This window comes from Brevundimonas sp. DS20, from assembly GCF_001310255.1.
Taxonomy (GTDB): Bacteria; Pseudomonadota; Alphaproteobacteria; order Caulobacterales; family Caulobacteraceae; genus Brevundimonas; species Brevundimonas aurantiaca.
The window spans coordinates 229138-253680 of sequence record NZ_CP012897.1; the positions used below are offsets into that span (position 1 = coordinate 229138).

At 68.0% G+C, this 24543-nt stretch carries 22 protein-coding genes; 10 read left to right on the forward strand and 12 right to left on the reverse strand.

The genetic code is table 11. The annotated features are described in order from the left end of the window. Nucleotides 1-89 precede the first annotated feature (89 nt). The gene (gene ald, locus JL11_RS01120; protein WP_054764062.1) at nucleotides 90-1208 is read left to right on the forward strand and encodes an alanine dehydrogenase; all 1119 of its coding nucleotides are present in this window, start codon (nucleotides 90-92) and stop codon (nucleotides 1206-1208) included. 1 nt (nucleotide 1209) lies between these two features. Here the strand turns inward: ald and JL11_RS01125 are convergent, their stop codons facing one another. Further along, nucleotides 1210-1992, reverse strand: a complete 783-nt coding sequence (locus JL11_RS01125; RefSeq protein ID WP_156314134.1) for a hypothetical protein — start codon at nucleotides 1990-1992, stop codon at nucleotides 1210-1212. Nucleotides 1993-2103: 111 nt separating this feature from the next. On the opposite strand from JL11_RS01125, the gene obgE reads away from it, so the two are divergent. Together obgE and JL11_RS01135 are read left to right on the forward strand one after the other, a co-directional pair. Then, nucleotides 2104-3150: a GTPase ObgE gene (gene obgE / locus JL11_RS01130; RefSeq protein ID WP_054764064.1), complete on the forward strand. Its 1047-nt coding sequence runs from the start codon at nucleotides 2104-2106 to the stop codon at nucleotides 3148-3150. Between the two features lie 146 nt (nucleotides 3151-3296). Beyond that, entirely contained in the window at nucleotides 3297-4214 is a 918-nt protein-coding gene (locus tag JL11_RS01135; RefSeq protein ID WP_054764065.1) for a hypothetical protein, read from the forward strand. A 27-nt stretch (nucleotides 4215-4241) separates the two neighbouring features. On the opposite strand, the gene JL11_RS01140 is transcribed toward JL11_RS01135, so the two are convergent. Together JL11_RS01140 and JL11_RS01145 are read right to left on the reverse strand one after the other, a co-directional pair. Next, nucleotides 4242-5402 carry a kynureninase/PvdN C-terminal domain-containing protein gene (locus tag JL11_RS01140; protein ID WP_054764066.1) on the reverse strand — a complete coding sequence of 387 codons (1161 nt, stop codon included), beginning with the start codon at nucleotides 5400-5402 and terminating at the stop codon, nucleotides 4242-4244. Between the two features lie 37 nt (nucleotides 5403-5439). Then, the gene (locus JL11_RS01145; RefSeq protein WP_054764067.1) at nucleotides 5440-7098 is read right to left on the reverse strand and encodes a GNAT family N-acetyltransferase; all 1659 of its coding nucleotides are present in this window, start codon (nucleotides 7096-7098) and stop codon (nucleotides 5440-5442) included. Between the two features lie 155 nt (nucleotides 7099-7253). Here JL11_RS01145 and JL11_RS01150 point away from each other — a divergent pair, with 155 nt between their 5' ends. Beyond that, nucleotides 7254-7808, forward strand: coding sequence for a TonB-dependent receptor plug domain-containing protein (locus JL11_RS01150; RefSeq protein ID WP_054764068.1), 555 nt, complete (start codon nucleotides 7254-7256; stop codon nucleotides 7806-7808). A 144-nt stretch (nucleotides 7809-7952) separates the two neighbouring features. On the opposite strand, the gene JL11_RS01155 is transcribed toward JL11_RS01150, so the two are convergent. After that, complete coding sequence (locus tag JL11_RS01155) at nucleotides 7953-8195, reverse strand: GlsB/YeaQ/YmgE family stress response membrane protein (RefSeq protein WP_007442559.1); 243 nt, start codon at nucleotides 8193-8195, stop codon at nucleotides 7953-7955. Nucleotides 8196-8383: 188 nt separating this feature from the next. On the opposite strand from JL11_RS01155, the gene JL11_RS01160 reads away from it, so the two are divergent. Both JL11_RS01160 and hisN read left to right on the forward strand, forming a co-directional pair. After that, the gene (locus JL11_RS01160) at nucleotides 8384-8764 is read left to right on the forward strand and encodes a helix-turn-helix domain-containing protein (protein WP_054764069.1); all 381 of its coding nucleotides are present in this window, start codon (nucleotides 8384-8386) and stop codon (nucleotides 8762-8764) included. A 63-nt stretch (nucleotides 8765-8827) separates the two neighbouring features. Beyond that, a complete protein-coding gene (hisN, locus tag JL11_RS01165) occupies nucleotides 8828-9613 on the forward strand; it encodes a histidinol-phosphatase (RefSeq protein ID WP_054764070.1) in 786 nt (261 codons plus the stop codon). Nucleotides 9614-10427: 814 nt separating this feature from the next. Here the strand turns inward: hisN and JL11_RS01170 are convergent. From JL11_RS01170 to JL11_RS01180, 3 genes are all read right to left on the reverse strand, one after another. Next, on the reverse strand, nucleotides 10428-11477 hold the full coding sequence (locus tag JL11_RS01170; protein ID WP_054764071.1) for an alpha/beta fold hydrolase: 1050 nt from the start codon (nucleotides 11475-11477) through the stop codon (nucleotides 10428-10430). Further along, entirely contained in the window at nucleotides 11474-12385 is a 912-nt protein-coding gene (locus JL11_RS01175) for a class I SAM-dependent methyltransferase (RefSeq protein ID WP_054764072.1), read from the reverse strand. Before JL11_RS01175 ends, JL11_RS01170 begins: the two co-directional genes overlap by 4 nt. An 88-nt stretch (nucleotides 12386-12473) precedes the next feature. Then, entirely contained in the window at nucleotides 12474-13274 is an 801-nt protein-coding gene (locus tag JL11_RS01180; RefSeq protein ID WP_054764073.1) for a class I SAM-dependent methyltransferase, read from the reverse strand. A gap of 259 nt (nucleotides 13275-13533) precedes the next feature. On the opposite strand from JL11_RS01180, the gene JL11_RS01185 reads away from it, so the two are divergent. After that, entirely contained in the window at nucleotides 13534-14007 is a 474-nt protein-coding gene (locus JL11_RS01185; RefSeq protein WP_054766743.1) for an Hsp20 family protein, read from the forward strand. Between the two features lie 46 nt (nucleotides 14008-14053). On the opposite strand, the gene JL11_RS01190 is transcribed toward JL11_RS01185, so the two are convergent. Then, complete coding sequence (locus JL11_RS01190; protein ID WP_054764074.1) at nucleotides 14054-14530, reverse strand: RNA pyrophosphohydrolase; 477 nt, start codon at nucleotides 14528-14530, stop codon at nucleotides 14054-14056. A gap of 146 nt (nucleotides 14531-14676) precedes the next feature. Next, nucleotides 14677-15870, reverse strand: a complete 1194-nt coding sequence (locus JL11_RS01195) for a divergent polysaccharide deacetylase family protein (RefSeq protein WP_082382551.1) — start codon at nucleotides 15868-15870, stop codon at nucleotides 14677-14679. A gap of 172 nt (nucleotides 15871-16042) precedes the next feature. On the opposite strand from JL11_RS01195, the gene ppc reads away from it, so the two are divergent. Together ppc and JL11_RS01205 are read left to right on the forward strand one after the other, a co-directional pair. Continuing rightward, nucleotides 16043-18742, forward strand: coding sequence for a phosphoenolpyruvate carboxylase (gene ppc, locus JL11_RS01200; protein ID WP_082382552.1), 2700 nt, complete (start codon nucleotides 16043-16045; stop codon nucleotides 18740-18742). A 138-nt stretch (nucleotides 18743-18880) separates the two neighbouring features. Next, on the forward strand, nucleotides 18881-19213 hold the full coding sequence (locus JL11_RS01205) for a UrcA family protein (protein ID WP_054764076.1): 333 nt from the start codon (nucleotides 18881-18883) through the stop codon (nucleotides 19211-19213). 46 nt (nucleotides 19214-19259) lie between these two features. On the opposite strand, the gene JL11_RS01210 is transcribed toward JL11_RS01205, so the two are convergent. After that, nucleotides 19260-20225: a magnesium and cobalt transport protein CorA gene (locus JL11_RS01210; RefSeq protein WP_054764077.1), complete on the reverse strand. Its 966-nt coding sequence runs from the start codon at nucleotides 20223-20225 to the stop codon at nucleotides 19260-19262. Nucleotides 20226-20352: 127 nt separating this feature from the next. Then, nucleotides 20353-22527, reverse strand: a complete 2175-nt coding sequence (locus JL11_RS01215; RefSeq protein ID WP_054764078.1) for a M3 family metallopeptidase — start codon at nucleotides 22525-22527, stop codon at nucleotides 20353-20355. A gap of 129 nt (nucleotides 22528-22656) precedes the next feature. Here JL11_RS01215 and JL11_RS01220 point away from each other — a divergent pair, with 129 nt between their 5' ends. Continuing rightward, nucleotides 22657-23514: a glutamate racemase gene (locus tag JL11_RS01220; protein WP_054764079.1), complete on the forward strand. Its 858-nt coding sequence runs from the start codon at nucleotides 22657-22659 to the stop codon at nucleotides 23512-23514. A gap of 10 nt (nucleotides 23515-23524) precedes the next feature. Here the strand turns inward: JL11_RS01220 and JL11_RS01225 are convergent, their stop codons facing one another. After that, entirely contained in the window at nucleotides 23525-24523 is a 999-nt protein-coding gene (locus tag JL11_RS01225) for a cation diffusion facilitator family transporter (RefSeq protein WP_054764080.1), read from the reverse strand. Between the last annotated feature and the right edge of the window lie 20 nt (nucleotides 24524-24543).

A 24543-nucleotide genomic window follows, 5' to 3' on the forward strand; every position in this document is an offset into this window, starting at 1 on the left:
CAGGATTCTGCGTTCGGCTCGGCGCTATATGTGCGGTCTGCGATCCGTCCAGGAGAGGCGGAGGTTTGAACCATTCACGGAGAGGCCCCATGCGAGTCGGCGTTCCCAGCGAGATCAAGAAGAACGAACACCGGGTCGGCCTGACGCCGACGGCGGTGCGCGAATATGTGGCCCACCGCCATTCGGTGTCGGTCCAGACCGGCGCCGGCCTGGGCGCCGGCTTCACCGATGCGGATTACGAGAAGGCCGGCGCGACCCTGGTCCCCGACGCGGCGACCGTCTTTGCCAACAACGACATGATCGTGAAGGTCAAGGAGCCGCAGAAGGTCGAGTGGGAGATGCTGCGCGAGGACCAGATCCTCTACACCTATCTGCACCTGGCGCCGGATCCGGAACAGACCAAGGGGCTGCTGGCGTCAAAATGCGCCGCCGTCGCCTATGAGACCGTGACCGATGCGCGCGGCGGCCTGCCCCTGCTGGCGCCCATGTCCGAAGTCGCCGGTCGGATCGCCGTCTTCTCGGCGGCAGAGACCCTGTTGAAGCACAACGGCGGCATGGGCCTGCTGTTCTGCGGCGTGCCGGGCGTGGCCCCGGCCCGGGTGCTGGTGCTGGGCGGCGGCGTCGTGGGCCTGAATGCGGCGCGGATGGCCATGGGCCTGGGCGCCGAGGTGGTGGTGCTGGAGCGGTCGATCCCGCGCATGGCCTATATCGACGAAGTGACCAACGGCCGGGTCATCACCCGCTATTCCTCGATCGGCGCGATCGAAGAGGAAATCGTCAAGGCCGATGTGGTGATCGGCGCCGTCCTGGTGCCCGGCGCCTCGGCGCCGAAACTGGTCAAGCGCGAACATCTGGCCAAGATGAAGCCCGGCTCCGTGCTGGTCGACGTGGCCATCGACCAGGGCGGCTGTTTCGAGACCTCGCACGCGACCACCCACGAAGACCCGACCTATGTGATCGACGGCGTGGTCCACTATTGCGTCGCCAACATGCCGGGCGCCGCGCCCCGCACCAGCTCCGAAGCCCTGAACAACGCCACCCTGCCCTTCGGCCTGGCCCTGGCGGATCACGGTCTGGAGGCGCTGAAGAAGGACCCGCACCTGGCGCGCGGCCTGAACGTGCTGAAGGGCGAGATCACCTACCCGGCCGTGGCCCAGGCGCTGGGCATGGACTGGAGCGATCCGTTCGGCGTCTGGGCCAAGGGCTGATCTAGACGCTCAGCGAGACGCCGGCCGTCCCCAGGTCGCGGCCGGCGGACTCGATCGCGCGCAGCGCCTCGGCGGCGGCCTGATCGGCCTCGTCCGCCTGTCGGGCCTGGGCGGGGTTTGAGCTCGCCTGCTGCTGAGCGCGCTTGGCCAGGGCCTTGATCTGATTGGCGAGGTCGCGAACCTCTTTCAGGAAGTCGCGGTCCTCCTGCTGGGCTGCGCCGCGACGCGCCTGGTCCGCGATCCGCGCCTGGGCCTCCTCGGCCATGCGGCGATAGGGATTGTCCTGCCCCGTCTCGGAGGCGGGCGTTTCCTCCTTTTGGTCCGTCGAGGCGTCATCGCCGGCGTCGTCGGGTGTCTCGGCCGAAGTCGAAACCGATTCTTCCGCCTCAACCGCCGTATCGGCCTGAGCGCCCTCGACGCCTGCCGCGTCTGACGACGACGCGCTCTCCACGCTCGTCGGCTTAGCCTCACCGGCGCCGGCGCCCGTCGCTGCTCCGTCGGCGGACCCGCCGTACATCCGAACCGCCGCCTTCAGCTCGCGCGCCAGCTGGGCCAGCACCTTGGGATCGGCGCCGCTCATTTGCATCATGCGGATGCGCGCCTTGATCTGTTCGATCTTCTGCTTGGCGGCGGCTTTTCGTCTCTCTCTCGCCTCGTTGGCGGCGGCGCTGTTGCGCTGCTTCAGCGTCTCCACGGCGGAACGGGCGTCGCGCAGCTTGGCCTCGGCGCGCGCCCGGGCCTGTTCTTCGCGCTCGGTCCGACCTTGGGCGAGAACACCGACCATGGATGTCGAAAGCGACACATTCATGAGTAAAACCGATGCGCCGCTCCGGTTAAATATCTCTCAACTGCGCGGCGCCTCGCCCTCGCCGTCGTCTTTTGGCATAAGCCCGCGATGAAGTTCCTCGACCAGGCCAAGATCTATATCCGCTCCGGCAACGGCGGCGCGGGCTCCGTGTCTTTCAGACGCGAGAAATTCATTCCCAACGGCGGCCCCGACGGCGGCGACGGCGGCAAGGGCGGCGACGTCTGGATCGAGGCGGTCGAGGGGCTGAACACCCTGATCGACTATCGCTACCAGCAGCATTTCAAGGCCCAGACCGGCCACCACGGCCAAGGTCGCCAGATGCACGGCGGCAAGGGCGAGGACGTGGTGCTGAAGGTTCCGGTCGGCACCCAGGTGCTGGACGAGGACAAGGAGACAGTGCTGCTGGACATGGATACGCCCGGCAAGGTCGAGCTGCTGCTGAAGGGGGGCAATGGCGGCTGGGGCAATGTCCGCTTCAAGGGACCGACCAACCAGGCGCCCGCCTACGCCAACCCCGGCCAGGAGGGCCAGGAGCGTTGGGTCTGGCTGAGGCTGAAACTGATCGCCGACATCGGCCTGGCGGGCCTGCCCAACGCGGGCAAGTCCACCTTCCTTTCGGCGGCCAGCGCGGCCAAGCCCAAGATCGCCGACTATCCCTTCACCACCCTGGCGCCTAATCTGGGCATGGTGGACCTGTCGCCGACCGAACGGTTCGTCATCGCCGACATCCCCGGCCTGATCGAGGGCGCCAGCGAAGGCGCGGGCCTGGGCACCCGCTTCCTGGGCCATGTCGAACGCTCGGCCAGCCTGATCCATCTGATCGACGGCACACAGGAGGACGTGGTCCACGCCTATCACATCATCCGGGGCGAACTTGAAGCCTATGGCGAAGGGCTGGCGGACAAGGCCGAGATCCTGGCCTTGAACAAGATCGACGCCCTGACGCCCGAAGAGCGCGAGGAAAAGGCGGCGGCCCTGGAGGCGGTCGCGGGCCGTCGGCCCATGCTGGTGTCGGGCGTGTCCGGCGAGGGCGTGCCCGCCCTGCTGCGCGCCGCCTGGGCCGAGGTGAAGAAGACCCGGGGCGCCCTGGCCGGGGACAGCGAGGCGGATCAGGTCTCGGGCTGGCAGCCCTGATTGACGGCGGCCGCGCGCCCGACAGATGTGGCGCGCGCACGTCACCCTGAGATTTCGGCGATCTGGGTCTGCGTGAATGAAGCGGACAACGGTTTTCAATGCTATGCGTTAACCGTGCCAACGGTGAAGCTGGAGCACCCCGCCTGATGCGTCGTTTCTTGATATGGTCGGTTCTGGCCGCCGTGGTCGGTCTGGTTTTGGCCGGGACGGGCTATTGGGCCTATTGGAACTTCTATTCGCGCTTCCAGCCCGTCACCATCACGCGCAATCAGGCCCAGATTCAGCAGCTGCTGGACGAGGCTTCCTGGGTCTCTGGCGGCGGCGGGGGCGAACCCCTCTATGTCATCGGCTATCGCGACAGCGCCTCGACCCAGCGTTACGTCCGCGAAGAGATCGACAAGCTGAAGGCGGCCGGGGTGGAGCCCCGCATCATCCTGTTCGCCCGGGCCGACCGGGAAGGCGCAGCCCAGTCCACGGCGGCCGAACGGGCCACCGTCGCCGAACTGTGGCTGACCCGCGACTGGTCGCTGTACCAGCGCTGGATCCAGACACCCGCGCGAGAATGGACGGCGGCCGGCATTCCGGCGGCCGACGGCAATCTGGCCCGCGCCGCCGTGGTCGAGGCCAGTCGTCAGTTCGACGCCCGCCTGACCGAACTGCTGAAGGACGCAGGCGTGCAGATCACCTATCCGCTGGTGCTGTGGCGGGATCGGGACGGATTCCTGAAGGCCTGCGGCTGCGCCGACAACCGCGCCTGGCCGTTCATCCGCGACGACCTGAACGCGCCGGATCGGGTCGGGACGGCCACGCCCGATGCGGACGCCGCCTCGGCGCCTTACGGCGGTGAAACGCCCGCTCCGGGCTCCGATCCCTCCGCCCTGCCCTATCCGAACCTGCCGGCCGTTCCGCCGGCCGCCACCCCGCCCGGAGCCGCTCCACAGGCTCCAGGCGCGCCGACGCCGGGCGCCCAGGGTTCGGCCCCCAATGGGCAGGCCACAAACCGAACGCCGCCGCCCCGCGCCGCGCCGACGCCCAAGACCCAGGACGACAGCACCTTTTTCTGATCGGGCTCCCGCCCCTTCAAGCCGCCTTCACACCGCCCGGCAGGCCGCGATCAGCCGATCCACGTCCGCAGCGTCCTGATAAAGGCCGAAGCCGAAGCGGATCACGTCGTCGCGGACGTCCGTCACCACCCCCGCCGCCAGCAGGGTCGCGCGCCACGCCTGGGCGTTGGGATGACGCAGGGCCAGGAACCGGGCGCGCGTCCCGTCGCCGACGACGGGGTTCAAAATCTCGGCCTCGCCGAAAACACCCGCCTCGCCCGCACCGACCGCCGCCTGGAACTGCAACGCCAGCGCCCGGCCGTGTTCGGCGACGTCCTCCGTCGTCAGCCCCGCCTGGCTCAGCATCCCGCGGGCGGCGTTGAACCGGTACAGGGCCGAACTGTCGAAGGTGGCCCCCCAGAAACGGCCGCCGTCCGAGCGATACTGAACCCCGCCGGGCGGCCCCGACAGATCCCCGAACTCGGCGAACCAGCCGGTGATGACGGGCCTGGGGCCGAAACCGTCGGGCGCGTGCAGGAAACAGGCGCCCTCGCCCGCCATGGCGTACTTATAGCCGCCGGCGACATAGAAGACCCGGTCCGCGACGCCCGACAGGTCGGTCGGCGTGGCCATGAAGCCGTGATAGCCGTCGATCAGCACCCAGGGGCCCTCCGGCCGGGCCAGCGCCGCCAGGGCCTCGATCCGGTCGAACAGCCCCCCGGTGCGGAAGAAGACATGGCTGACGACGATCCAGTCGTAGCCGCCGCCCTGGGCCGCCGCAGCGAACCGCTCTGCAAAGGTCTCGAACGGGGCCAGGGCCACGCGGGTGACGACGGCCTGGCCCGCCTCCTCCCACCGGTCGGCCTGGCGACGGAACGAGTGGAACTCTCCGTCCGTCGACAGAATCCGCACGGGCCGGCGCTCGATCGCCGAAAAGACCCGCAGCAGCAGATCGTGAGTGTTGGGGGCGAAGACCAGGCTGTTCGGGTCGGGAAGCCCCAGTTCGGCCGCGACCTCCGCCTGGGCCCGGGGAATGACCTCGCCGAAGATCAGATCCCATTTGCGATCGGCGTGCAGATTGGCGTCGAGCCAGGCCTGCTGCTGCGCCTCGAATGAGGCGTCAGGCCACAGATGGTGGCTGTGGGCGGCGAAATGCAGGCGCTCAGGCGCCAGGGACAGGGCGCGTGAAAAGAGGGCTTTGAACGACATGGGCGCACCATGACGGCTTCGACCGCGAACGTCGAGATCAGCGCGCCCGCCGGAGCCCCAACATCCCCAGCCAGCCGCCGCTGGTCAGCAGGGCCACGTCCAGCAGGGCCAGGGGCAGGGGCGTGGGGACCGGCGCGGCGATGAAACGGGCCTTCCATTCGGGGCCAAACTTGCCCTTGTAGCTGCGCAGACCCTGGAAGCCGTAAAGGGCGCCGCCCTCTTCGAACACCAGGGCGCCCACCCGCGCGAAGACAGGGGCGATGCGGCGATCCTCCAGCCCCGCCAGGGGCGCCATGCCCAGGTCGAACTCGGCGATCCCCTCGGCCTTGGCCCATTGGACGCAGCGGGTGAACAGATAGTCCATGACCCCGTGCGGGGCGTCGGGCGTATAGCGCATCAGATCCACCGCCGCCTCGCCCGGCGTGACCAGAAGATTGGCGAAGGCCACGATCCGGTCGCCCTCGCGCATCACCGCCAGCGGCGTCAGGTCCAGATAGTCGATGTCGAACCGGCCCAGAGAGAAGGCCTTTTCGGCCCCGTTGTGCATGGCCAGCCAGGCGTCCGAAATGGCGCGCAGTTCGGCCTCCAGAGGCCGGGCTGACCCGGGCGGCAGGACTTCGAACCGCGCCCCTTCCCGCTCGGCCCGGTTCAGGGCCGTGCGGAGGTTCTGCTTGCCCTTGCCCTCGGTGGTGAAGGTTTCCGTGCGGATCACCGCCGTCTCCCCGACCTTGCGAAGGGCCAGGCCCATGGTCGCCAGTTCGCCCAATATGTCGTCGCCGACGGAATAGAAGACCGCCGAACCGCCGTAGCTGTCGGCCATTTCGGCGAAGGCCCAGAGCAGCTCCTGCCGCTCCGCCATCAGGCCGGCGGGTTCGCCCATGGCGATCCAGCGCCGCCCGCGCACGCGATAGGCCAGGAAGCTGCGGCCCGACGGGCTGAACAGCAGGGCCTTGTCGCCCAGCATGGCCAGCCAGGCTTCCGGGGCGGCGGCGTCGGCCGCCTCCAGCGCCTGACGCGCGCGTTCGATCTCCTCGCGCGACGCCGGGCCGTGGCTGTCGGCGCCGGGCGAACTGAGCAGAGACCGGCCTGCGACCAGCAGAGTCAGCAGGGACAGGATCAGGCCGGCCCGCAGGAAGCCGGAAGCCTGGCGATCGACCAGGAAACGCCACCACAGTTCGTCCGAATAGGCCACGTCCCGATAGGCGAAAAACCCCAGCCACAGCATGGAGATCACCACGGCGATCAACAGCAGCAGCCAGCCCGGCCGCAGAGGCTCGCTGAGACGCGAACGCCGGTTGAAGGCCGAGCGGCACGGCGCCAGCAGGACAGCCACGAGGATCAGATCGATCGATTCCCGCCAGTCCAGCCCCTTCAACAGAGAAAAGACCGCCCCCGCCGCCAGGGCCGCCATCGCCGCCCAATAGGCGCCGCGCCTGCGCCGCCACAGGCCCGCCGACAGCAACAGCAGGATAAAGCCGGCGATGCTGGCCATGAAATGCGACAGGTCGATCAGTATGGGCGAGACGACGCCCGTCAGGAGCCGTAACCGCTCGTCGAACTCGGGCGTCACCGCCGAGATCAGCATCAGCGCCCCCGCGCCGAAGGCGAGGACGGCGAAAACCTGGGGCGTCAGCTCATAGGCCAGCCCGAGCAGCCGCCGCACGAGCCGAGGCCCATAGATGTTCTTCTGGCTCACAGAGCCCCCCGATTCGCCTTTTCCGCCCCATCATAGACCAAGACTCGTCCAACCGGGGCGGGTCCAAGGTCATTTAGAGGCGCGTGAAACAATCCGTAACACGGCGGGTTTGGTCGATGCGGGCGCCGGGCCCGCTTGTACGAGGGTATAGTCCCATGAACATCAAGACCGCTTTTCTGACCAGCGCCGCCGCCGCCTTTCTGATCGCCGCGCCGGCCCTGGCCCAAGACGCCGCCTCGACCCCGCCGGCCTCTCCAGACGCCGCGGCCGCAGCTTCGAGCCAACAGAGCCTGCAACTGACGCCGGGCGTCTCGGTGCAAGGCCCTGACGGCGAGCTGGGCAAGCTGGAAGGCGTTCAGACCAACGCCTCGGGCGCTCAGGAGCTGACTGTCCGCGGCGCCGATGGCCAGGTTCGCGCCGTGCCGCTGAACGGCATTCGCCAGGAGGGCGAAGCCGTCAAGGTGGATTACACCAAGGCTGAGTTCGACGCCGCCGCCGCCATCGCGGGCGAGGCTTCCGCCACCCCCGACGCCGCGACGCCGCCCGCTGACGACGCCATGACGTCTCCGACGGCGCCTGAGCCGACGACTGCGCCTGACGCGGCGGAACCGACGCCGCCGACCCTGCCCGCCGAGCCGGCGCCGACTGAACCGACGGACCCCGCGACCTCGAGCGATCCGACGACCCCGCCGGCCAGCCCCCAGGGTTGATCGCGGCAAGCCTCTGAAGGCTTGATCCTGGAAGGCGGTCGGCTCAGCCGGCCGCCTTTCCTGTGTCGGTGATCCGAGCCGGACAAAAAGAAGGGGCGGTTCCTGCGAACCGCCCCTTCGTCTTATATTGCCTTAAGTCGGGGGTCAGGCGCGACGCTTGACCAGGCCCAACAGGAACAGAAGGATCACGGCGCCGATGGTGGCGACGATGGTCGAACCGATCCAGCCGCCCCAGCTGATGCCCAGGGCGCCGGCGATGAAGCCGCCGATCAGGGCGCCGATGACGCCAACGATCAGATTGGTGATCAGGCCGTGATTACGACCCATGATCTGTTCCGCGAGCCAGCCCGCGACGATGCCGATGATGATCCAGGCGATAATGCCCATAAGTTTGGTCCCTTCCTTCAAAAGCCAAGCTGCCGACTAAATGCGCCCCGCCGGATCGGGTTGCGACGGCGTCTCGATTCCTGACGGGGGTCGCCGGCGCCTCACGGCGCCGTCCCGGCATGGGGATTGCGTGATTTGGGGCGAGCCGTACCAGTTCGGGACGGGTTGCACATGAGGACCTGGGGGCCATGGCCACCGACATCGATCTCCACCTGGGCCGCCGTCTGCGGCGTCGCCGTCGCCTGCTGGGGCTGACGCAACAGCAGTTGGCCGTGCAGGTGGGCATCCGCTTCCAGCAGATTCAGAAATACGAATGCGGCGCCAACCGCATCTCGGCCGCCCGCCTGTGGCAGCTGGCCCAGGCGCTGGAGACGCCGGTCAGCTATTTCTATGACGGCGTGGCCGAAGCCCTGGAGAATAAGGGCGGCCTGCCCACGGCCCAGGAGGTCTTCTCGCGCAAGGAGACCCTGGACCTGATCCAGGCCTATTATCAGCTGGAGGAGCGCCCGCGCCGCCGCCTGCTGGACCTGGCCAAGTCGCTGCACGACTCCAAGGACGTCGCCGCCTGATCTGACGCCTCAGCCGGGCCCCTTTCGGTTCCGTCCCGATCGATCATGCTCTAAGAGCCGCGCATGACCGAGTTCGAATCCTTTGCCGTGGAACTGGCGCACGCAGCCGCGCGCGTCACCCTGCCCTTCTTCCGTTCCGATATCGGCCATGAGGACAAGGGCGGCGCCAAGGGCTTCGACCCCGTGACCGAGGCCGATAAACAGGCCGAGGCGGCCATTCGCCGCCTGATCGCCGAACGCTATCCCGACCATGGCGTCATCGGCGAGGAATACGGCGAGGACCGGCCGGACGCCGAACATGTGTGGATTCTGGACCCGATAGACGGGACGCGGGCCTTCATCTCGGGCCTGCCGCTGTGGACCACCCTGATCGCCCTGCGCGTCGGCGGCAAGCCGACCGTGGGCTTGATCGCCCAGCCCTATCTGGACGAAATCTTCATCGGCGGCCCGTCCGGCGCCCGGCTGCTGCGCGGCGAAACCGAGACGCCTTTGGCCGTGCGGGCGTGCGAGCATCTGACCGAGGCCGTCATCTCGACCACCGATCCGAACATCTTCAACGGCGCCGAACTGGGCGCCTGGACCCAGGTCCGCGCCGCCGCCCGCCTAGCCCGCCTGGGCTGCGACGCCTATGCCTACGCCATGGTGGCGGCGGGCAGGATGGATCTGGTCGCCGAAACCAGCCTGAAACCCTGGGACTGGTCGGCCCTGGTCCCGGTCATCGAGGCCGCCGGCGGCCGGGTGGTCAACTGGCGCGGGGAGGCGCCGGACGGGAGCGGGCAGATTTTGGCCGTCGGGGATGAGCGGCTGATCGAGCAGGCGCTGGTGACGTTGAAGCGGGCGGCGGCCTGAAAGCAGACGTCGGGATTGGCTGCAAAGGGTGGTTACCGGACAAAATCTGTCAGCATCAAAGTAGACGGTCTCGCCGACGCGAGCGTCTTCCTTTGCGCGTTCAATCTGCTGGACGACGTATGATCTCCAATCCGGGGAGTTGAGCTCTGCGGGAAGAAGCGAGAACTCCATGGAAGTCTGGTCGATTTCGCTGCGATGAACAGGCACTCGTAGCCATAGCGAAACACTGGATGGGCGACCCTTCGCTTCCCGATCTCATCGACGATTTCATCGGCAGGGATCGCGTCAGGATAGTGCTCTTTAGTCATGGAACCATCATTCCCAGAACCGCAGGTTTGCCACAAGCGGAGGAAGCCGAACATCATCTTCGCGTCGGTCTCATACCTTCAAGATGCGGTCGGCTTCCTGTCGAGTAATCGGCTCGAAACGGGCCTCTCCCCCGCCGTGACTGTCACCGTTTGGAAAGTGCCTCTTCCACAGCCTGCCTGTGATCCAGTGACGATGGACGGTGACCCAACCGGATGGATCAGATCCAATCCTTCGGAGAAAAAATGCCGGCGGTTCGGTGTTTACCATTCGTCCGTTGTAACCCAGTCGCGTCAACAGCCGCTACGGGTCGATTTGCGAAATAGACCTCGGCGCCGAAATCCGACCTTGCCCTAACCTCAGCGGCACAAATCTCTCCTGCCGTCATCCTCGGGCTTGACCCGAGGACCGGGCGCGGATCGAGCTCTGCGCTTGCCCCCTTCGCACAAGCGGCGGATCGTTCGATCCTCGGGGCAAGCCCGAGGATGACGACAGGGGAGTAGGCCCCTCACGCCACCGACGGCGTCTCCTCCGTCACGTCCTCGACCCGCGCCGACGGATCGGCCACGGCCCCCTTCGGCGGGGAGACATATTCCGCCATGGCGTCGAACTCGTCGAGGAAGACGGCGCGCATGGGGTCGGCTTCCATGATGACTTCGTGCTTGGCGCCGGGGACCTCGACATAGCGGCCGCGGCCCAGGCGTTTGGCGGCCCAGCGGGCGGTCTGTTTCCAGACCACGTCGTCGGCGTCGGCCTGGACGATGGCGACCGGGATCTTGACCGTCTTGAGGGCCTTGGGCTTGAGCGCGCGCTCGCCGGCGTCCAAGGCGAAGGCCAGCCAGCCGTAGGTGGGGCCGCCGATGGCCAGGTGGGGGCAGGCGTAGAGCTGCTGGCGCCACATCTCATAGCGGGTCTCGTCCGAGGTCAGGGCGTCCTCGGCGAAGGTGTGGTCGAACGGATCGTCCGGGTCGCCCAGCAGATAGTCGCCCGCATGGCCGTGGCGGATGCTCCAGCGCACCGCCAGCTTGACCGACCACATCGACCGTTTGCCGGTCTTGATCCGCAGCATGGGGCTGGACAGGACGGCGCCCGAGAAGCGGGTCTCGCCCGCCTCAAGCGTCAGCAGGTTCAGACAGGCGCCCATCGAATGGCCGACCATGATCCAGGGCTTGGGGCACTGGTCCTCGAAGGCGTCCAGCAGCCGGCCGTAGTCGTCCAGAAACTCCTCCACCGCCCGGGCATGACCCTTCAGCCGGTCGGGCAGCAGCCGGGCCGACAGGCCCTGGCCGCGCCAGTCATGGGTCAGGACGCACCAGCCGCGGGCCAGGAAGTTGCCGATAACCTCGAAATATTTCTCGATCGGCTCGGTGCGGCCGGGGCTGAGCACCACGGTGCCGCGCGGCTGTTCCGCAGTCAGGTGCGACGGCTTCCAAATGGCCGCGCGCAACCGCATGCCGCCGGCGCCCCGATACCATTCGCCCTTGCCGCCGGGCGGCGAGGACGCGCCGGGAACCCCCATAAGAGGTGCGTTGGCGGCGAAGGCTTGGGCGCGGTTCACTCGGGCTTCCTGAACTTCAAGGTCATACGGTCGCTTTCGCCGATCGCTTCAAACTTGGATCGGTCGAAGGTCGGGTCGGCGGGCTGGCCCTGGGGAGCGGTCAGACGCATCGGCGGCAGGGTGTCGACACCGAACGGATGGTCCTTGGTGTCCTTCTCATTGGCGTTGATCTCGGAGGCCGCGACGAAGACGAAGCCGGCCTCGGCCGCCAGCTGTTTGACGAAGGCTTCCTGGACATAGCCGTTGGCGGCCACCGGATCCTGGTCCTCCTCCGGGGCCAGCCGGTGCTGCACCACCCCCAGAACCCCGCCGGGCTTGAGCGCCGCAAAGGCGTCGGCGAAGGCCTTTTCGGCGATGCCCGCCGCCATCCAGCCGTGCAGGGTGCGCATGAACAGGCACAGGTCCACCGTCCCGGCCGGCGCCACGGGGCCGGATGCGGCGCCGAAGGTGGTGAACTGGGGCTCGCCGTACAGCTTCTTGTCCGCACTGAACCGGGTCTGGAAGGCGGCGTTCAGCGCGGTCTGGGCCGGATCGGCGGCGGGTCCTTCAGGGAAGAGGGCGGCGATATAGGCGCCCTTGCCGCGCGCCAGATAGGGAGCCAGGATTTCGGTGTACCAGCCGCTGCCCGGCCAGAATTCGACCACCGTCATACGGGGCTGAAGGCCGAAGAAGCGCAGGGTCTCCATAGGGTGGCGGAAGGCGTCGCGCGGCCGGTCCTGGGCGCGCCAGGGGCCGGCGACGGCCCATTCCAGCGAACCTTCCGGCGGACCGGTCGGGGCCGGCGGCGCCTCGGGAGCGGCCTCCTTCTTGCGGCCGCAGGCGGCCAGGCCGGTCAGGGCCAGACCGGTCGCGCCGGTCAGCAGGAAGCGGCGGGACAGGCCGTGGGACGTCGCAGAAAGATCAACCATCAAAACACCCCCTCGGAAGCCGGCCCCCGCGTCCGGCTAACCTTGGTCGAACGGGCTTACCCACGTTCGCGACGCGGGTCAAAAGGGACTATTCGGGTTTGCGGAAACGCAGGGTCATACGGTCGCTTTCGCCGATCGCGTCGAAGGCCGCGCGCTGGTCCGGGGTGAGCGCCCCCGAGCCGTCGCGGGCCTGGGACTGGCGCACCGGCGGCAGGGTCCAGACGCCGAACGGATGGTCGTGATCGTCCTTGGGGTTGGCGTTCAGCTCGCTGCGCGCCTCCAGCACGAAGCCGGCGTCCTGGGCCTCATGGATCACATAGCTTTCCGGGACATAGCCGGTGGAGGCGACGTCGGCGACGTTCAGGCCTTCGGCGCTGCGATGTTGCTCGACCGCCAATACGCCGCCGGGCTTCAGGGCGGCGTAGAAGGCCTTCAGATAGGGTTCGGTGCGGCCGTCGCGCGACCAGTTGTGGAAGGCGCGGGCCACCAGGATGAAGTCGGCAGAACCGGGGGCGACCTCCATCGTCTCCAGCGGGCGGTTGACGGCGACGTATCGACCGCCGGTCGCCGCGGCGTAGGGTTCGAGGATATGGCGCCACCAGCTGGCGCGGCCGGGCTCGATCTCCACCACCGTCATGCCGGGCTGCAGCCCCCAGAAGGTCAGGGATTCGTAAGGATGGCGGGCGGCGTCGCGGGCGCGGTCTTCGGGCGGGCGAGTCGGGGCGGCGACGGCGGCCTGAAGCGCCTTATCTTCCTCCAGGATCGGCAGGGTGCTGGACAGGGCCGAGCGCGGCGGGGTCCAGGCGCCTTCCGTCTGGGCTGGGACGGTTTGGGCGGCGGCGGGAAGGGCGACGAGGACGGCGGCGAGGCCGAGCAGATGAAGGCGCATGGGGGACGGGCTCCTGGTGCGGGTCACCTTCCTTAAGAGACCTGAGGACAGGCGCAAATGACGATCCCGAGACACCGACATTCGGTCGCAGCCTCGGCGCCCCTTGACGGCCGATCTGCGCCTCCCATCTTTGTTTCCGAGAGCGCCGATGTCGGGCTCTCCGGACGGACGAGGCCGGTTTCGGGTCGTCGGTCTGAACTCCCACCGTCCGGGCAAATCGCCGGGCGGCTCAACCTTGCTGATCCTCAGGAGGATGCTGATGCGTACCTATGATTTCACCCCGCTGTACCGTTCGGCCGTCGGTTTCGACCGCCTGGCCAACCTGCTGGAAACCGCCGCGCGGACCAGCCAGGACAGCGGCTATCCGCCCTATAATATCGAGACCACGGGCGAGAACGCCTATCGCATCGAGATCGCCGTCGCCGGATTTTCTCCCGACGAGCTGAACATCGAGGTGAAGGAGAATCTCCTGACCGTGACCGGGCGCAAGACCGCCAATGACGACGCCGCCGCGCAGAAGACCTATCTGCACCGCGGCCTGGCCGAGCGCGACTTCGAACGCCGCTTCCAGCTGGCCGACTATGTGGTCGTGACCGAGGCCAATCTGGTCAACGGCCTGCTGTCGATCTCGCTGAAGCGCGAACTGCCCGAGGCGCTGAAGCCCCGCCGGATCGAGATCGGCGGCGCCCAGCCCCTGATCGAGGGCAAGACCGAGAAGCCCAAGGCGGCCTGATCGGTCCCACAGAACTGGAGAAGGGCGGCGTTCGCGCCGCCCTTTTTTATGTCGCCAGGTGCGCGAAGGCGGCGACCACCTGTTCATAGGCCGGGCGTTTGAACGGCACGATCAGGTCGCAGGCCTCGGACAGATCGCCCCAGCGCCAGGCGTCGAACTCGACCTCCTCGTCGGCCTGCAGGTCGATCTCGCTGTCCTGGCCGGTGAAGCGGAAGGCGAACCACTGCTGGCGCTGCCCCTTGAAGCCGCGCCAGGCCTTGGGATTGTCCATCGCCTCGGGCGGGAAGTCGTACAGGATCCAGTCGTCGGTCCGGGCGAGGAACTCCACCGAGGTCACGCCGGTCTCTTCCTTCAACTCGCGCAGTGCGGCGGCCAGCAGATCCTCGCCCTCATCCACGCCGCCTTGCGGAAACTGCCAGTTATAAGGGCCGGGGGTGGCGTGACGGCGACCGTACCAGACCTGGCCTGCGCCGTTGAACAGCACGACCCCGACATTGGGGCGGTAGAGGGTGAGGTCGGTCATGGAGCGTCGATGAGTGCGGGCTTGGTGAATAGTGCTAGTGCTAGTGAGGGAGGACGCGAGCGATGGCGCGCTGGACAGGTCTCAGCTCACACCTTGCTCTCTAGCACTAGCACTATTCACCAGCCCCCCAAGCCCGGCGACCGCGATCAGCGCCCCGGCCGAAGCGTCATCGCAGACGCCGGCGCCAGCTGCAGGCCGCGCTGGTCCAGGCCGGCGGTCCAGCGGGCGGCGGCCTCGACGGTGACGGGATAGGCGAAGCCGGTCCCCATCGCCGAGCCGCGCAGCTTGGCCTGGGCTTCCAGACTGTTCAGGGCGCCGATGATGGCGGCGGGCGACTGGGTCTGGTCGATGACCTTGTCGGCGCTGGCCCGAGCCCAGGCGCCGGGACGGCGCTGGAAAGAACCGTCGTCCAGGAAGGCGACGCCGCGCTGGCGCAGGATCAGCAGGAAGGCGTTCATGCCCGTGTCGGAGGTCGCGAACCGGTCGCCCAGATAGTTGGTCACGCCGAAATAGCCTGTGGCGCGACCCAGCAGCCAGTCCAGCTTGGCCTCGACATCGTCGGGCGTGCCGTTGGCCAAAAGCGTATAGGGGCCGGGGTCGTTGTCGGGATAGCCGCTGGGCTCCATCGGCATTTCCAGCATGACCTCATGGCCCTGGGCCCGGGCCTGGTCGATCCAGGACTGGAGATTGTCGGCATAGGGGACGAAGCTGAGGGTCACCTCGGCCGGCAGGCGTTCGATGGCGGCGCGGGTGGTGACGGCGTTCAGCCCCAGGCCGCCGACGATCAGGGCCACGCGCGGCTTGCCGTTCGAGCGGAAGGGCCGGGCGTAGGCCTGGGCCGGGACGCGGCCGTCGGGCGCGATCATCGGCAGGGGGCCGCTGGGGCCGGGCTGGGACAGGCCGGCGATCGGCGCCTTGGGCAGGGGCGAGGCCGGCTGGACCGGGGCGCTGTAGCTGGCGCCGCCCGCGACGGAAGCGCCGTCCGGCAGGGTGATCAAGGCCTCGCCGCCCGCCGCGCCCGACGGATCGCCGCTTCCCGTCAAATCCTGATAAAGGCCCATGGCTCCCATGGAGAAGGCTTCGAATCCGGTCGGGGCTGGGGCGTCCGGCGCGGCCGGCGCCCGGTCCAGGGCGATGCGGGCCGAAGGCGTGCCGGCGCGCGGGTCGCCCAGGACGGTCAAGAAGAGGGCGGTCGAGGTCAGCAGGAAGACGCCGGCCAGGGCCGCGACCACCGGCGGCTTCTTCAGCACGGCGACGACGGGTTTCAGACTCGGCTTGGCGCGCGGCGCCGGCGGGGCGCCGGCGGCGGCGGCGAGGGCGGACTGGCGTTTGGCGAACATGGACACGGGGCGGAATCCTTCACCCCCATGCTGCCATGCGCTCAGTTAAGAAATCCTAACGGGCGTTCACCACGATTGGAGCTGAGGGCGGCTGTCACGGATCGTGCGTTGACGGGCGTGTTTGCGGCCCCTCAGATGGGCTTCTCCCCACGCCGACCGAGGATATTCGCCGATGATGAGCCCTGCCGCCGACGACGCCCTGCGCGAAGAAGTCCGACTGCTGGGCGGGCTTCTGGGCGAGGTCATTCGCGCCGAAGGCGGAGAGGCCCTGTTCGAACACGTCGAGGCCGTGCGCCAGGCCTCCGTCGCCTATCACCGCGACCCCGCCTCCCATCCGGCCAAGCGGCTGGAGAAGCTGCTGACCGCCATGAGCGTGGATCAGGCGGCGGGTCTGGCGCACGGTTTCGCCCTCTTTTCCCTGCTCGCCAACATCGCCGAGGACCGGGCCACCCGCCGACGCGCCCAGCACCAGGCCGAGGCCGGCGCGCGTCCCGACACGCCCGAGGGCGCCTTGCTGCGGCTGGCCGATCAGAAGATCGACAAGGCGGCGGTGCGCGCCCTGCTGGACGAGGCCCTGATCTCGCCGGTCCTGACCGCCCACCCGTCCGAGGTGCGGCGCAAGAGCGTCATCGACCGGATCACCGCCATCTCCGATCTGCTGGATTCCTGCGACAAGGCCGGCGACGCCTGTTCGACGGCCCAGATCAACGAACCCCTGCGCCGCCAGATCGTCATCCTGTGGGCCACCCGCCTGGTGCGCACCCAGGGTCTGGTGGTGCAGGACGAGATCGACACCGTCGTCTCCTTCCTGGACCGCATCTTCCTGCGGGTCGCGCCGAAACAGCTGTCGGCCTGGCGTCGTCTGCTGGACGCGCCCCAGCTTCAGCCCTTCCTGCGGGTGGGCACCTGGGTCGGGGGCGACCGGGACGGCAATCCGAACGTGGACGGCGCGGTGCTGAGCGCCGCCTTCCGCACCCAGGCGCGGGCGGTCCTAGGCTTCTATCTGGAAGAGGTCCACGCCCTCGGCGCCGAGCTCAGCCTGGCGGCGGAACTGGCCGAGGTCTCGCCGGAACTGGCGGCCCTGGCCGACGCCGCCCAGGACCCGTCGCCGCACCGGGCGGACGAGCCCTATCGCCGCGCCCTGACCGGGGTCTATGCGCGTCTGGCCGCCACCTATGAGGCGCGGGGCGGCGCCCTGCCCCCGCGCCGCGCGGCCGTCGCGGCCGAAGCCTATGCCGGCCCCGACGCCTTCGAGGCCGATCTGCGAATCCTGCGCGACAGCCTGGTCTCGCACCACGGCGAGGTGTTCGCCGACGACCGGCTGAACGATCTGATCACGGCGGTCGAAATCTTCGGCTTCCACATGGCGACCCTGGACCTGCGCCAGAACTCGGACGTCCATGAGCGGGTCGTCGCCGACCTGCTGAAGACGGCCGGGGTCTGCGACGACTATTCCGCCCTGGACGAAGAGGGGCGGCTCGCCGTCCTGGCGGCCGAACTGACCTCGCCCCGCCTGCTGTTCAGCCCCTATGCCGACTACGCCGCCGAGACCCTGAAGGAGCGGGCCATCCTCCAGGCCGCCGCCGACGCCCTGGCCGCCTTCGGCCCCCAGGCGATCCGCACCCATATCGTCTCCAAGACCGACGCGGCCTCGGACCTCTTGGAGGTCTATCTGCTGCTGAAGGAGGTCGGGCTTTACCGCCCCGAAGACCCCGCCGCCTGCCCGATCCAGGCGGCGCCCCTGTTCGAGACCATCGAGGACCTGCGCGCCTCCCGCCCCACCCTGGAGCGGCTGCTGAAGGAACCCTCCGCCCTGGCCGTGGCCAAGGCGCGCGGGGTGCAGGAGGTGATGATCGGCTATTCCGACTCCAACAAGGACGGCTCCTATCTGACTTCGGGCTGGGAGCTGCACGAGGCCTCGCGCGCCCTTGTCGAGGTCACCCAGGCCGCCGGTCTGAAGCTGCAGCTGTTCCACGGGCGCGGCGGCACGGTCGGACGCGGCGGCGGCTCGGCCTTCGCTGGGGTCCTGGCCCAGCCGGAGGGCACGGTCCAGGGCCGGATCCGCACGACCGAACAGGGCGAAGTCATCGCCAACAAATACGGCGAGCCGGAGATCGCCCTGCGCAATCTGGACGCCCTGACCTGCGGCGCCGTGCTGGCCTCCCTGGGCCAGGGACGGGACCAGGCCTTCACCGCCGAACACGGCGCCACCCTGTCGGACCTGTCGGCCCGGTCGATGGCCGCCTATCGCAAGCTGGTCTATGAGACCGACGGCTTCGTCGACTATTACCGCGCCGCCACCCCCATCGCCGAGATCGCCGACCTGAAGATCGGTTCGCGCCCGTCGTCGCGGACCGCCTCGACCCGGATCGAGGATCTGCGCGCCATTCCGTGGGTGTTCAGCTGGTCCCAGAGCCGGGTCATGCTGCCCGGCTGGTTCGGCTTCGGCTCGGCGGTGCAGGGCTGCGACATGGGCGAGTTGAAGGCGATGGCCGAGGCCTGGCCCTTCTTCCGCACCCTGGTGCAGAATATGGAGATGGTCATGGCCAAGTCGGACATGACCGTCGCCCGCCGCTACGCCACCCTGGTCAGCGACGCCTCGCTGGCCGCCCGCATCTATGGCGAGATCCGCGACGAATGGCAGAGGACGCACGACGCCATCCTGGCCATCACCGGCCATGACAAGCTGCTGGGCGGCCAGCCGGAACTGGACCGTCTGATCCGCCTGCGGATGCCCTATGTCGAGCCGCTGAACCACGTCCAGATCGAGCTGATCCGTCGCCGTCGCGCCGGGGACGAAGACCCCCGCGTCCGCGAAGGCATATTGCTGGCCATCAACGGCGTGGCTGCGGGTCTGAGGAACAGCGGCTGATTTCCGCCGCCACCCTAAATCCGATTTAATTCAACCGTCACAGATCGGCGCCGCAAGTCTCATTACGGCGTTACAGAAGAAAGGTATTGCGCCTTCATCGCCGCTTTGGGCGATTATCGTTCCCTAGGAGCTAAAACGATGAAGGTTCTTTCCCCCGTTCTCTTCGCCGTCGCCGTCCTGTCCGCCTCCTCCGCCCTGGCTCAGGAAGCCCGTATCCCCGTTGGCGATCTGGACCTGGCCTCGACCGCCGGCGCCGCCGCCTTCGACGCCCGCCTCGATCAGGCGGCCGAGCGTCTGTGCCGCGACCTCGTCTTCACCTCGACCCGAATCACCAATCGGGGCGTCTGCCGCGCGGCTGTGCGGGCCGAGGCTCTGCGCCAGCTGCCGCGCGTCCGCCGCGTCGAATATGTCCGCGCCTCGCGGGACGCCCGTCCCGTCGTTCGCGCCGCGACCGCGTCCAACGAAGGCTGAACGGCGAACCGGCGAGGGGCGCTGCGTCCCTCGCCGGTTCGCCGCTTCACAGCCATCGGGTCCGCTTGAAGGCGACGTAGAGGCCGAGGCAGACTGCGGCGATCACCGCCATGACGGCCGGATAGCCGTAGCGCCAGTGCAGTTCCGGCATGTGTTCGAAATTCATGCCGTAGATGCCGGCGATGGCGGTGGGCACTGCCAGCAGCGCCGCCCAGGAGGCGAGCTTGCGGGTGATGACCCCCTGCCTCTGCTGTTCCAGCAGATTGGCGACTTCAAAGACGGACGACAGGATTTCGGTCAGGCCGTTCAGGCGGCTGTTGACCCGTCGCACATGGTCGCCGACGTCGCGGAAATAGGGTCGGACGTCGGGGTCGATACAGGGCAGGTCCAGCGACTGGAGCTTGCCCGCCACCTCCTCCATCGGCCCCAGGATGCGGCGAAACTTCAGCAGTTCGCGGCGAAGGGTGAACAGGCGGCGGATTTCGTTGCGCGACAGAAACGCCTCTAGCGCCCTCTGCTCGATCTCCAGCACGGCGTCCTCGGAATGATCGACGATGGGCACATAGGCGTCGACGATGAAGTCGAGCACGCCGTGCAGCACAAAGTCCGGCCCGGCCCGCAGCTGGGCCGGCGAGGCCTCCAACTGGGTCCGCAGGGCCGTGTGGGCGCGGTTTGAGCCGTGACGGATGCTGATGACGTGGTCATCCCCCACGAAGACGTGGGTTTCGCCGTACTGGATATGGTCCTCGATCTTTTCCGCCGTCCGAGCGACCACGAACAGTTCGCGCCCATAGACCTCGACCTTGGGCATCTGATGGGCCGACAGGGCGTCCTCGACCGCCAGGGGGTGCAGGTTGAAGCGCCGGACCAGAACCTCGAACTCGGCGTCGGTCGGGTCGTGCAGGCCGATCCAGACGAACTCGCCGGGCTGCAGGGTCAGTCCTTCGCGGGTCAGAGGCGCGGCGCGCTCCCTCTGACCGTCGCGATAGACGTAGGAGGCGACGACGGGCATGGGCGCTTCTTCTTTCTTCGGCAGTCCTCCCGACTTAGGCCAGACCGCGCGCAAACGAAACGGCCGGCGGATCGCTCCGCCGGCCGCAAACGTCATTCAGCCCGTTCGGGCTTCAACAGGCCCCAGATCAGGAGACCGGGAAGCCCCGGACCTTCAGCAGAGCCGCCACGTCGGGGTCGCGGCCGCGGAAGGCGCGGTAGGCCTCGGCCCGGTCGGTGGTGTTGCCCGGCGCCAGCATGATCGACTTGAAGCGACCGGCGATGTCCGGATTGAAGACGTCGCCCGACTCCTCGAAATAGGCCCAGGTGTCGGCGTCCATCGTCTCGGACCACAGATAGCTGTAATAGCCGGCCGAATAGGCGTCCGACGTGAACAGGTGATTGAACTGCGGCAGGCGGTGCCGCATCACGATCTCCTTGGGCATGCCGATCCGCGTCAGGCTGGCCTTTTCGAAGGCGTCGATATCGGTCGGAGGCGTCGCCTGGGTGTGCAGATCCATGTCGACGATGGCCGAAGACAGGTAGCTGACGGTCGCATAGCCCTGGTTGAAGGTGGACGAGGCCTGGATCTTGTCCACCAGGGCCTGGGGCATGGCTTCGCCGGTCTGATAGTGTTTCAGATAGCCGTCCAGGATCGGCCGGCTCAGCACCCAGTGCTCGTGCACCTGCGACGGATATTCGACGAAGTCGCGCGGCGTATTGCCGAACGACGGATAGGTCACGTTCGACGAGAAATAGTGCAGGGTGTGGCCGAACTCGTGGAACAGGGTCTCGGCGTCATCCAGCGAGATCAGCACCGGCTCGCCCGGCTCGGGCTTGGTGAAGTTGTTGTTGTTGGAGCCCAGGATCACCTTGGAGCCGTCCAGGGTCGAGAAGGACCGGTAGGTGGTCATCCAGGCGCCCGAACGCTTGCCCGGACGGGCGTAGTCGTCAGTGTAATACAGGCCGATCAGCTTGCCGGTGGCCTTGTCGTGCAGCTCATAGACCTCGACGTCCGGTTCGAAGGTCGGCACCGAACCCTTGGGCAGTTTGGTGAACTTGAAGCCGTACAGACGCTCGGCCATGGCGAAGGAGCCGGCGCGGACCGCGTTCAGTTCGAAATAGGGCTTCAGCTGGTTCTGATCCAGGTCGTACTTGGCCTTACGCACCTTCTCGGCGAAGTAGAGGTAGTCCCAGGGCTCGATGTCGAAACCGGCGATCGCCTTCATGTCGGCGACCTCTTCGGCGACGCGGGCCTTGGCCGGGGCCCAGACGCGGTCCATCAGGCTTTGCGCATTGGCCGGGGTCTTGGCCATGGTGTCCTGCATCCGCAGTTCGGCATGGTTGCGATAGCCCAAGAGCTTGGCCCGCTGGTCGCGCAGTTTCACGATCTCGGCGATGGTGGCGTTGGTGTCGTTGGCGTCGCCGTTGTCGCCGCGGTTGACGAACTTCTTCCAGACCTGCTCGCGCAGGGCCCGGTCGTCGGCGAAGGTCAGGAAGGGATCGACCGCCGAACGGGTGTTCAGAATGGCCCAGCCCTGCAGATTGCGGCTGCGCGCGGCCGCGGCGGCGGCGGCCTTGTTCGAGGCGGGCAGGCCGGCGACGCCGGCTTCATTCGGGATCAGGGTCCAGCTGTTCTCATCGGCCACCACCTTCTGGCCGAAGCGGGTGAAGGCGTTGGACAGGGCGGTGTTGATCCGGCCCAGCTCGGCCTTGCCGGCCGCGTCCAGATTGGCGCCCGAGCGGATGAAGGCGTCGCGGCGACGTTCGGCCAGACGCTTCTGCTGGGGGCTGAGGCCCATGGCGTCGGCGTTGTCGGCGACGGTCTTGATGCGCTGGAACAGTTTTTCGTTGAAGGTGATCTCGTCCGAGGCGGCCGACAGGATGGGCGACAGTTCGGTGTCGACGGCGTCATAGGCCTCGCCGCCGATGTTGGAGGTCATGACGCCATAGATGTTCGACGCCCGGTCCAGCGGCTCGCCGGCCAGCTCCATCGCCGCCAGGGTGTTGGCGAAGGTGGGCGGTTCGGGATTATTCGCAATGGCCGCGATGTCGGCCCGCTGCAGCTCGATTCCCTCCAGCATGGCTTCGCGCAGCTTGGCCGGCGTCACCTTGTCGAACGGCGGCACGCCGTCATAGGGGCCGGTCCAGGGCTGGAGCAGTTCGGCCTTCGGCGTCGCGCTCGGCAGGACGGCGCGGGCGATGCGCGCCTCTTCCGCGACCGAGACCGGCGAGACCCCGCCCCCGCCGGCGCCACCCGTCGTTCCGCAGGCCGAAAGGGCCATCAGGCTGCCGCCCGCGATGAGAAGCTGGCGTCTGTGCATCGAATGCTCCGTAGGAAAACCATTTCGACCGTACACTTAGGCGCACATGGATCGCGCGTCACCTGACAGAGACGCAATCTTCTCGCCGATCGGGTTGGATACGTCGTCGCACTGTTCTAAAGCGCGCCTATGGCTATTGGCGTTTTCGACTCCGGCGTGGGCGGCCTGACCGTCCATCGTGAACTGACGCGGCGGTTCCCGCAGCGCGACTTCGTCTATCTGGCGGACCAGGCCCACGCCCCCTACGGCGGGCGCGGCGGCGAGGAGATCGTCGATCTGACCAAGGCCGGGTGCGAGCGGCTGTTCGAGGCCGGCGCCTCGGTCGTGGTCCTGGCCTGCAACACCGCCAGCGCCATCGCCCTGCGTCGCCTGCAACAGACCTGGATCCCCGGCCTGCGCGAACGGCTGGGCCGACCTGTGAACGTGCTGGGCATCATCGTGCCCACCATCGAGGCCGCGACGGGCCTGCCCTGGAGTTTCGAGGCCGAACGCCCCCAGGAGGGCGAAAAGATCCAGGCGGTGGACATCACCGGCGTCTTCTGCACCGCCGCCACCGCCATCAGCCGCGTGTTCGAGATCGAGATCGACAAACGGCGCGAGGACATCGCCGTCTTCTGCGAACCCTGCCCCGGCCTGGCCGGCCTGATCGAACTGGGCGCCCCGGTCGAAGAACTGACGGTCGTGGTCAATGATCACGTGGACGCGCTGCGCCGCCGCATCGGCCGCCACCCGGACAAGGCCATATTGGGCTGCACCCACTATGAGATCATCGCCGAACTGTTCGCCGCCGCCCTGCCGCCTGGGACGGCCCTGATCGAACAGCCGACGGCGGTGGCCGACGCCCTGGATCGCTATTTCGCCCGCCATCCCGAATACGCCCTGGGCGACGGCGGCCGCCGCGACTTCCTGACCACCGGCCAGGCCGGGCCTCAGTCGGACCTGATCGCCCGCTTCTGGGGCGCCCCGCTGACCTTCGATCAGGCTTAAGCTTAGCGGCTCAACACCCCGGACAATCCGGCAAGGGCTCGCTCTCCAGCTGGAGCGTGGTGTGGCGGATCGCATGGCGTCGCGCCACCGCCTGAGCCTCTCGCAGAAGCATGTCGCCGTCCGTCCGGTCGTGGACCAGGTGGGCCGTCAGGGCGGTCTCGGTCGTGGACAGGGCCCAGACGTGCAGGTCGTGCACCGCGCGCACGCCCGGCAGGGCGCACAGTCCCTGTTCCAGCGCCGTCATGTCGACGTCGTCCGGCGCCCCGTCCATCGCCAGATGGACCGAATCCTTCAGCAGGCCCCAGGTCGACCACAGGATGACGGCGACGATGACCAGGCTGACGATCGGATCGACCACGGACCAGCCGGTCAGCAGAATCATGCCCCCCGCCAGGACGACGCCCAAGGATACCCCCGCGTCGGCCATCATGTGCAGATAGGCGCCGCGCGCGTTCAGATCGTGCTGGGACTTCATGAACAGCAGGGCCGTGCCCAGATTGATGATGAAGCCGACGGCGGCCACCGTCATGATGACGCCCGAGCCGACCGGCGCCGGTTCCGCAAACCGCCGCACGGCCTCGAAGGCGATGGCGCCGCAGGCGAAGATCAGCAGCACGGCGTTGGCCAGGGCCGCCAGGACCGTCGCCTTGCCGAAACCGTAGGTGCTCCGTCCGCCCGCCGCCCCGTGCGCCCCGCGCCGCGCCAGCCAGGCCGCCCCGCCGGCCATGGCCAGGCCCAGGACATCCGACAGATTATGGCCGGCGTCGGCCAGAAGCGCCGTGGAATCCGCGATCAGCCCGGCCGCGAATTCGCAGACCACAAAGGCCAGATTGACCGCCAGGCCGACGGCGTAGCGCCAGTCTCCTGTGTCCACGGGGCCATGGGCGTGCCCGTGGCCGTGATGGTGATGATGACGTACCCCGTGCGCGTGGTGATGGCCGTCGTGCGCATGATCATGGTCGTGATCATGGTCGTGGTGGGCGGAGGGGCTTTCGGGCTGGGCTGTCATGGCTCTCGCCTATACGCCAA

Bases quoted from the DNA above. Each gene is read 5' to 3' on its own strand.
- ald (WP_054764062.1), top strand. From the start codon at position 90: ATGCGAGTCGGCGTTCCCAGCGAGATCAAGAAGAACGAACACCGGGTC.
- JL11_RS01125 (WP_156314134.1), bottom strand. From the start codon at position 1,992: ATGGTCGGTGTTCTCGCCCAAGGTCGGACCGAGCGCGAAGAACAGGCC.
- obgE (WP_054764064.1), top strand. From the start codon at position 2,104: ATGAAGTTCCTCGACCAGGCCAAGATCTATATCCGCTCCGGCAACGGC.
- JL11_RS01135 (WP_054764065.1), top strand. From the start codon at position 3,297: ATGCGTCGTTTCTTGATATGGTCGGTTCTGGCCGCCGTGGTCGGTCTG.
- JL11_RS01140 (WP_054764066.1), bottom strand. From the start codon at position 5,402: ATGTCGTTCAAAGCCCTCTTTTCACGCGCCCTGTCCCTGGCGCCTGAG.
- JL11_RS01150 (WP_054764068.1), top strand. From the start codon at position 7,254: ATGAACATCAAGACCGCTTTTCTGACCAGCGCCGCCGCCGCCTTTCTG.
- JL11_RS01155 (WP_007442559.1), bottom strand. From the start codon at position 8,195: ATGGGCATTATCGCCTGGATCATCATCGGCATCGTCGCGGGCTGGCTC.
- JL11_RS01160 (WP_054764069.1), top strand. From the start codon at position 8,384: ATGGCCACCGACATCGATCTCCACCTGGGCCGCCGTCTGCGGCGTCGC.
- hisN (WP_054764070.1), top strand. From the start codon at position 8,828: ATGACCGAGTTCGAATCCTTTGCCGTGGAACTGGCGCACGCAGCCGCG.
- JL11_RS01175 (WP_054764072.1), bottom strand. From the start codon at position 12,385: ATGGTTGATCTTTCTGCGACGTCCCACGGCCTGTCCCGCCGCTTCCTG.
- JL11_RS01180 (WP_054764073.1), bottom strand. From the start codon at position 13,274: ATGCGCCTTCATCTGCTCGGCCTCGCCGCCGTCCTCGTCGCCCTTCCC.
- JL11_RS01185 (WP_054766743.1), top strand. From the start codon at position 13,534: ATGCGTACCTATGATTTCACCCCGCTGTACCGTTCGGCCGTCGGTTTC.
- JL11_RS01190 (WP_054764074.1), bottom strand. From the start codon at position 14,530: ATGACCGACCTCACCCTCTACCGCCCCAATGTCGGGGTCGTGCTGTTC.
- JL11_RS01195 (WP_082382551.1), bottom strand. From the start codon at position 15,870: ATGTTCGCCAAACGCCAGTCCGCCCTCGCCGCCGCCGCCGGCGCCCCG.
- ppc (WP_082382552.1), top strand. From the start codon at position 16,043: ATGATGAGCCCTGCCGCCGACGACGCCCTGCGCGAAGAAGTCCGACTG.
- JL11_RS01205 (WP_054764076.1), top strand. From the start codon at position 18,881: ATGAAGGTTCTTTCCCCCGTTCTCTTCGCCGTCGCCGTCCTGTCCGCC.
- JL11_RS01210 (WP_054764077.1), bottom strand. From the start codon at position 20,225: ATGCCCGTCGTCGCCTCCTACGTCTATCGCGACGGTCAGAGGGAGCGC.
- JL11_RS01215 (WP_054764078.1), bottom strand. From the start codon at position 22,527: ATGCACAGACGCCAGCTTCTCATCGCGGGCGGCAGCCTGATGGCCCTT.
- JL11_RS01220 (WP_054764079.1), top strand. From the start codon at position 22,657: ATGGCTATTGGCGTTTTCGACTCCGGCGTGGGCGGCCTGACCGTCCAT.
- JL11_RS01225 (WP_054764080.1), bottom strand. From the start codon at position 24,523: ATGACAGCCCAGCCCGAAAGCCCCTCCGCCCACCACGACCATGATCAC.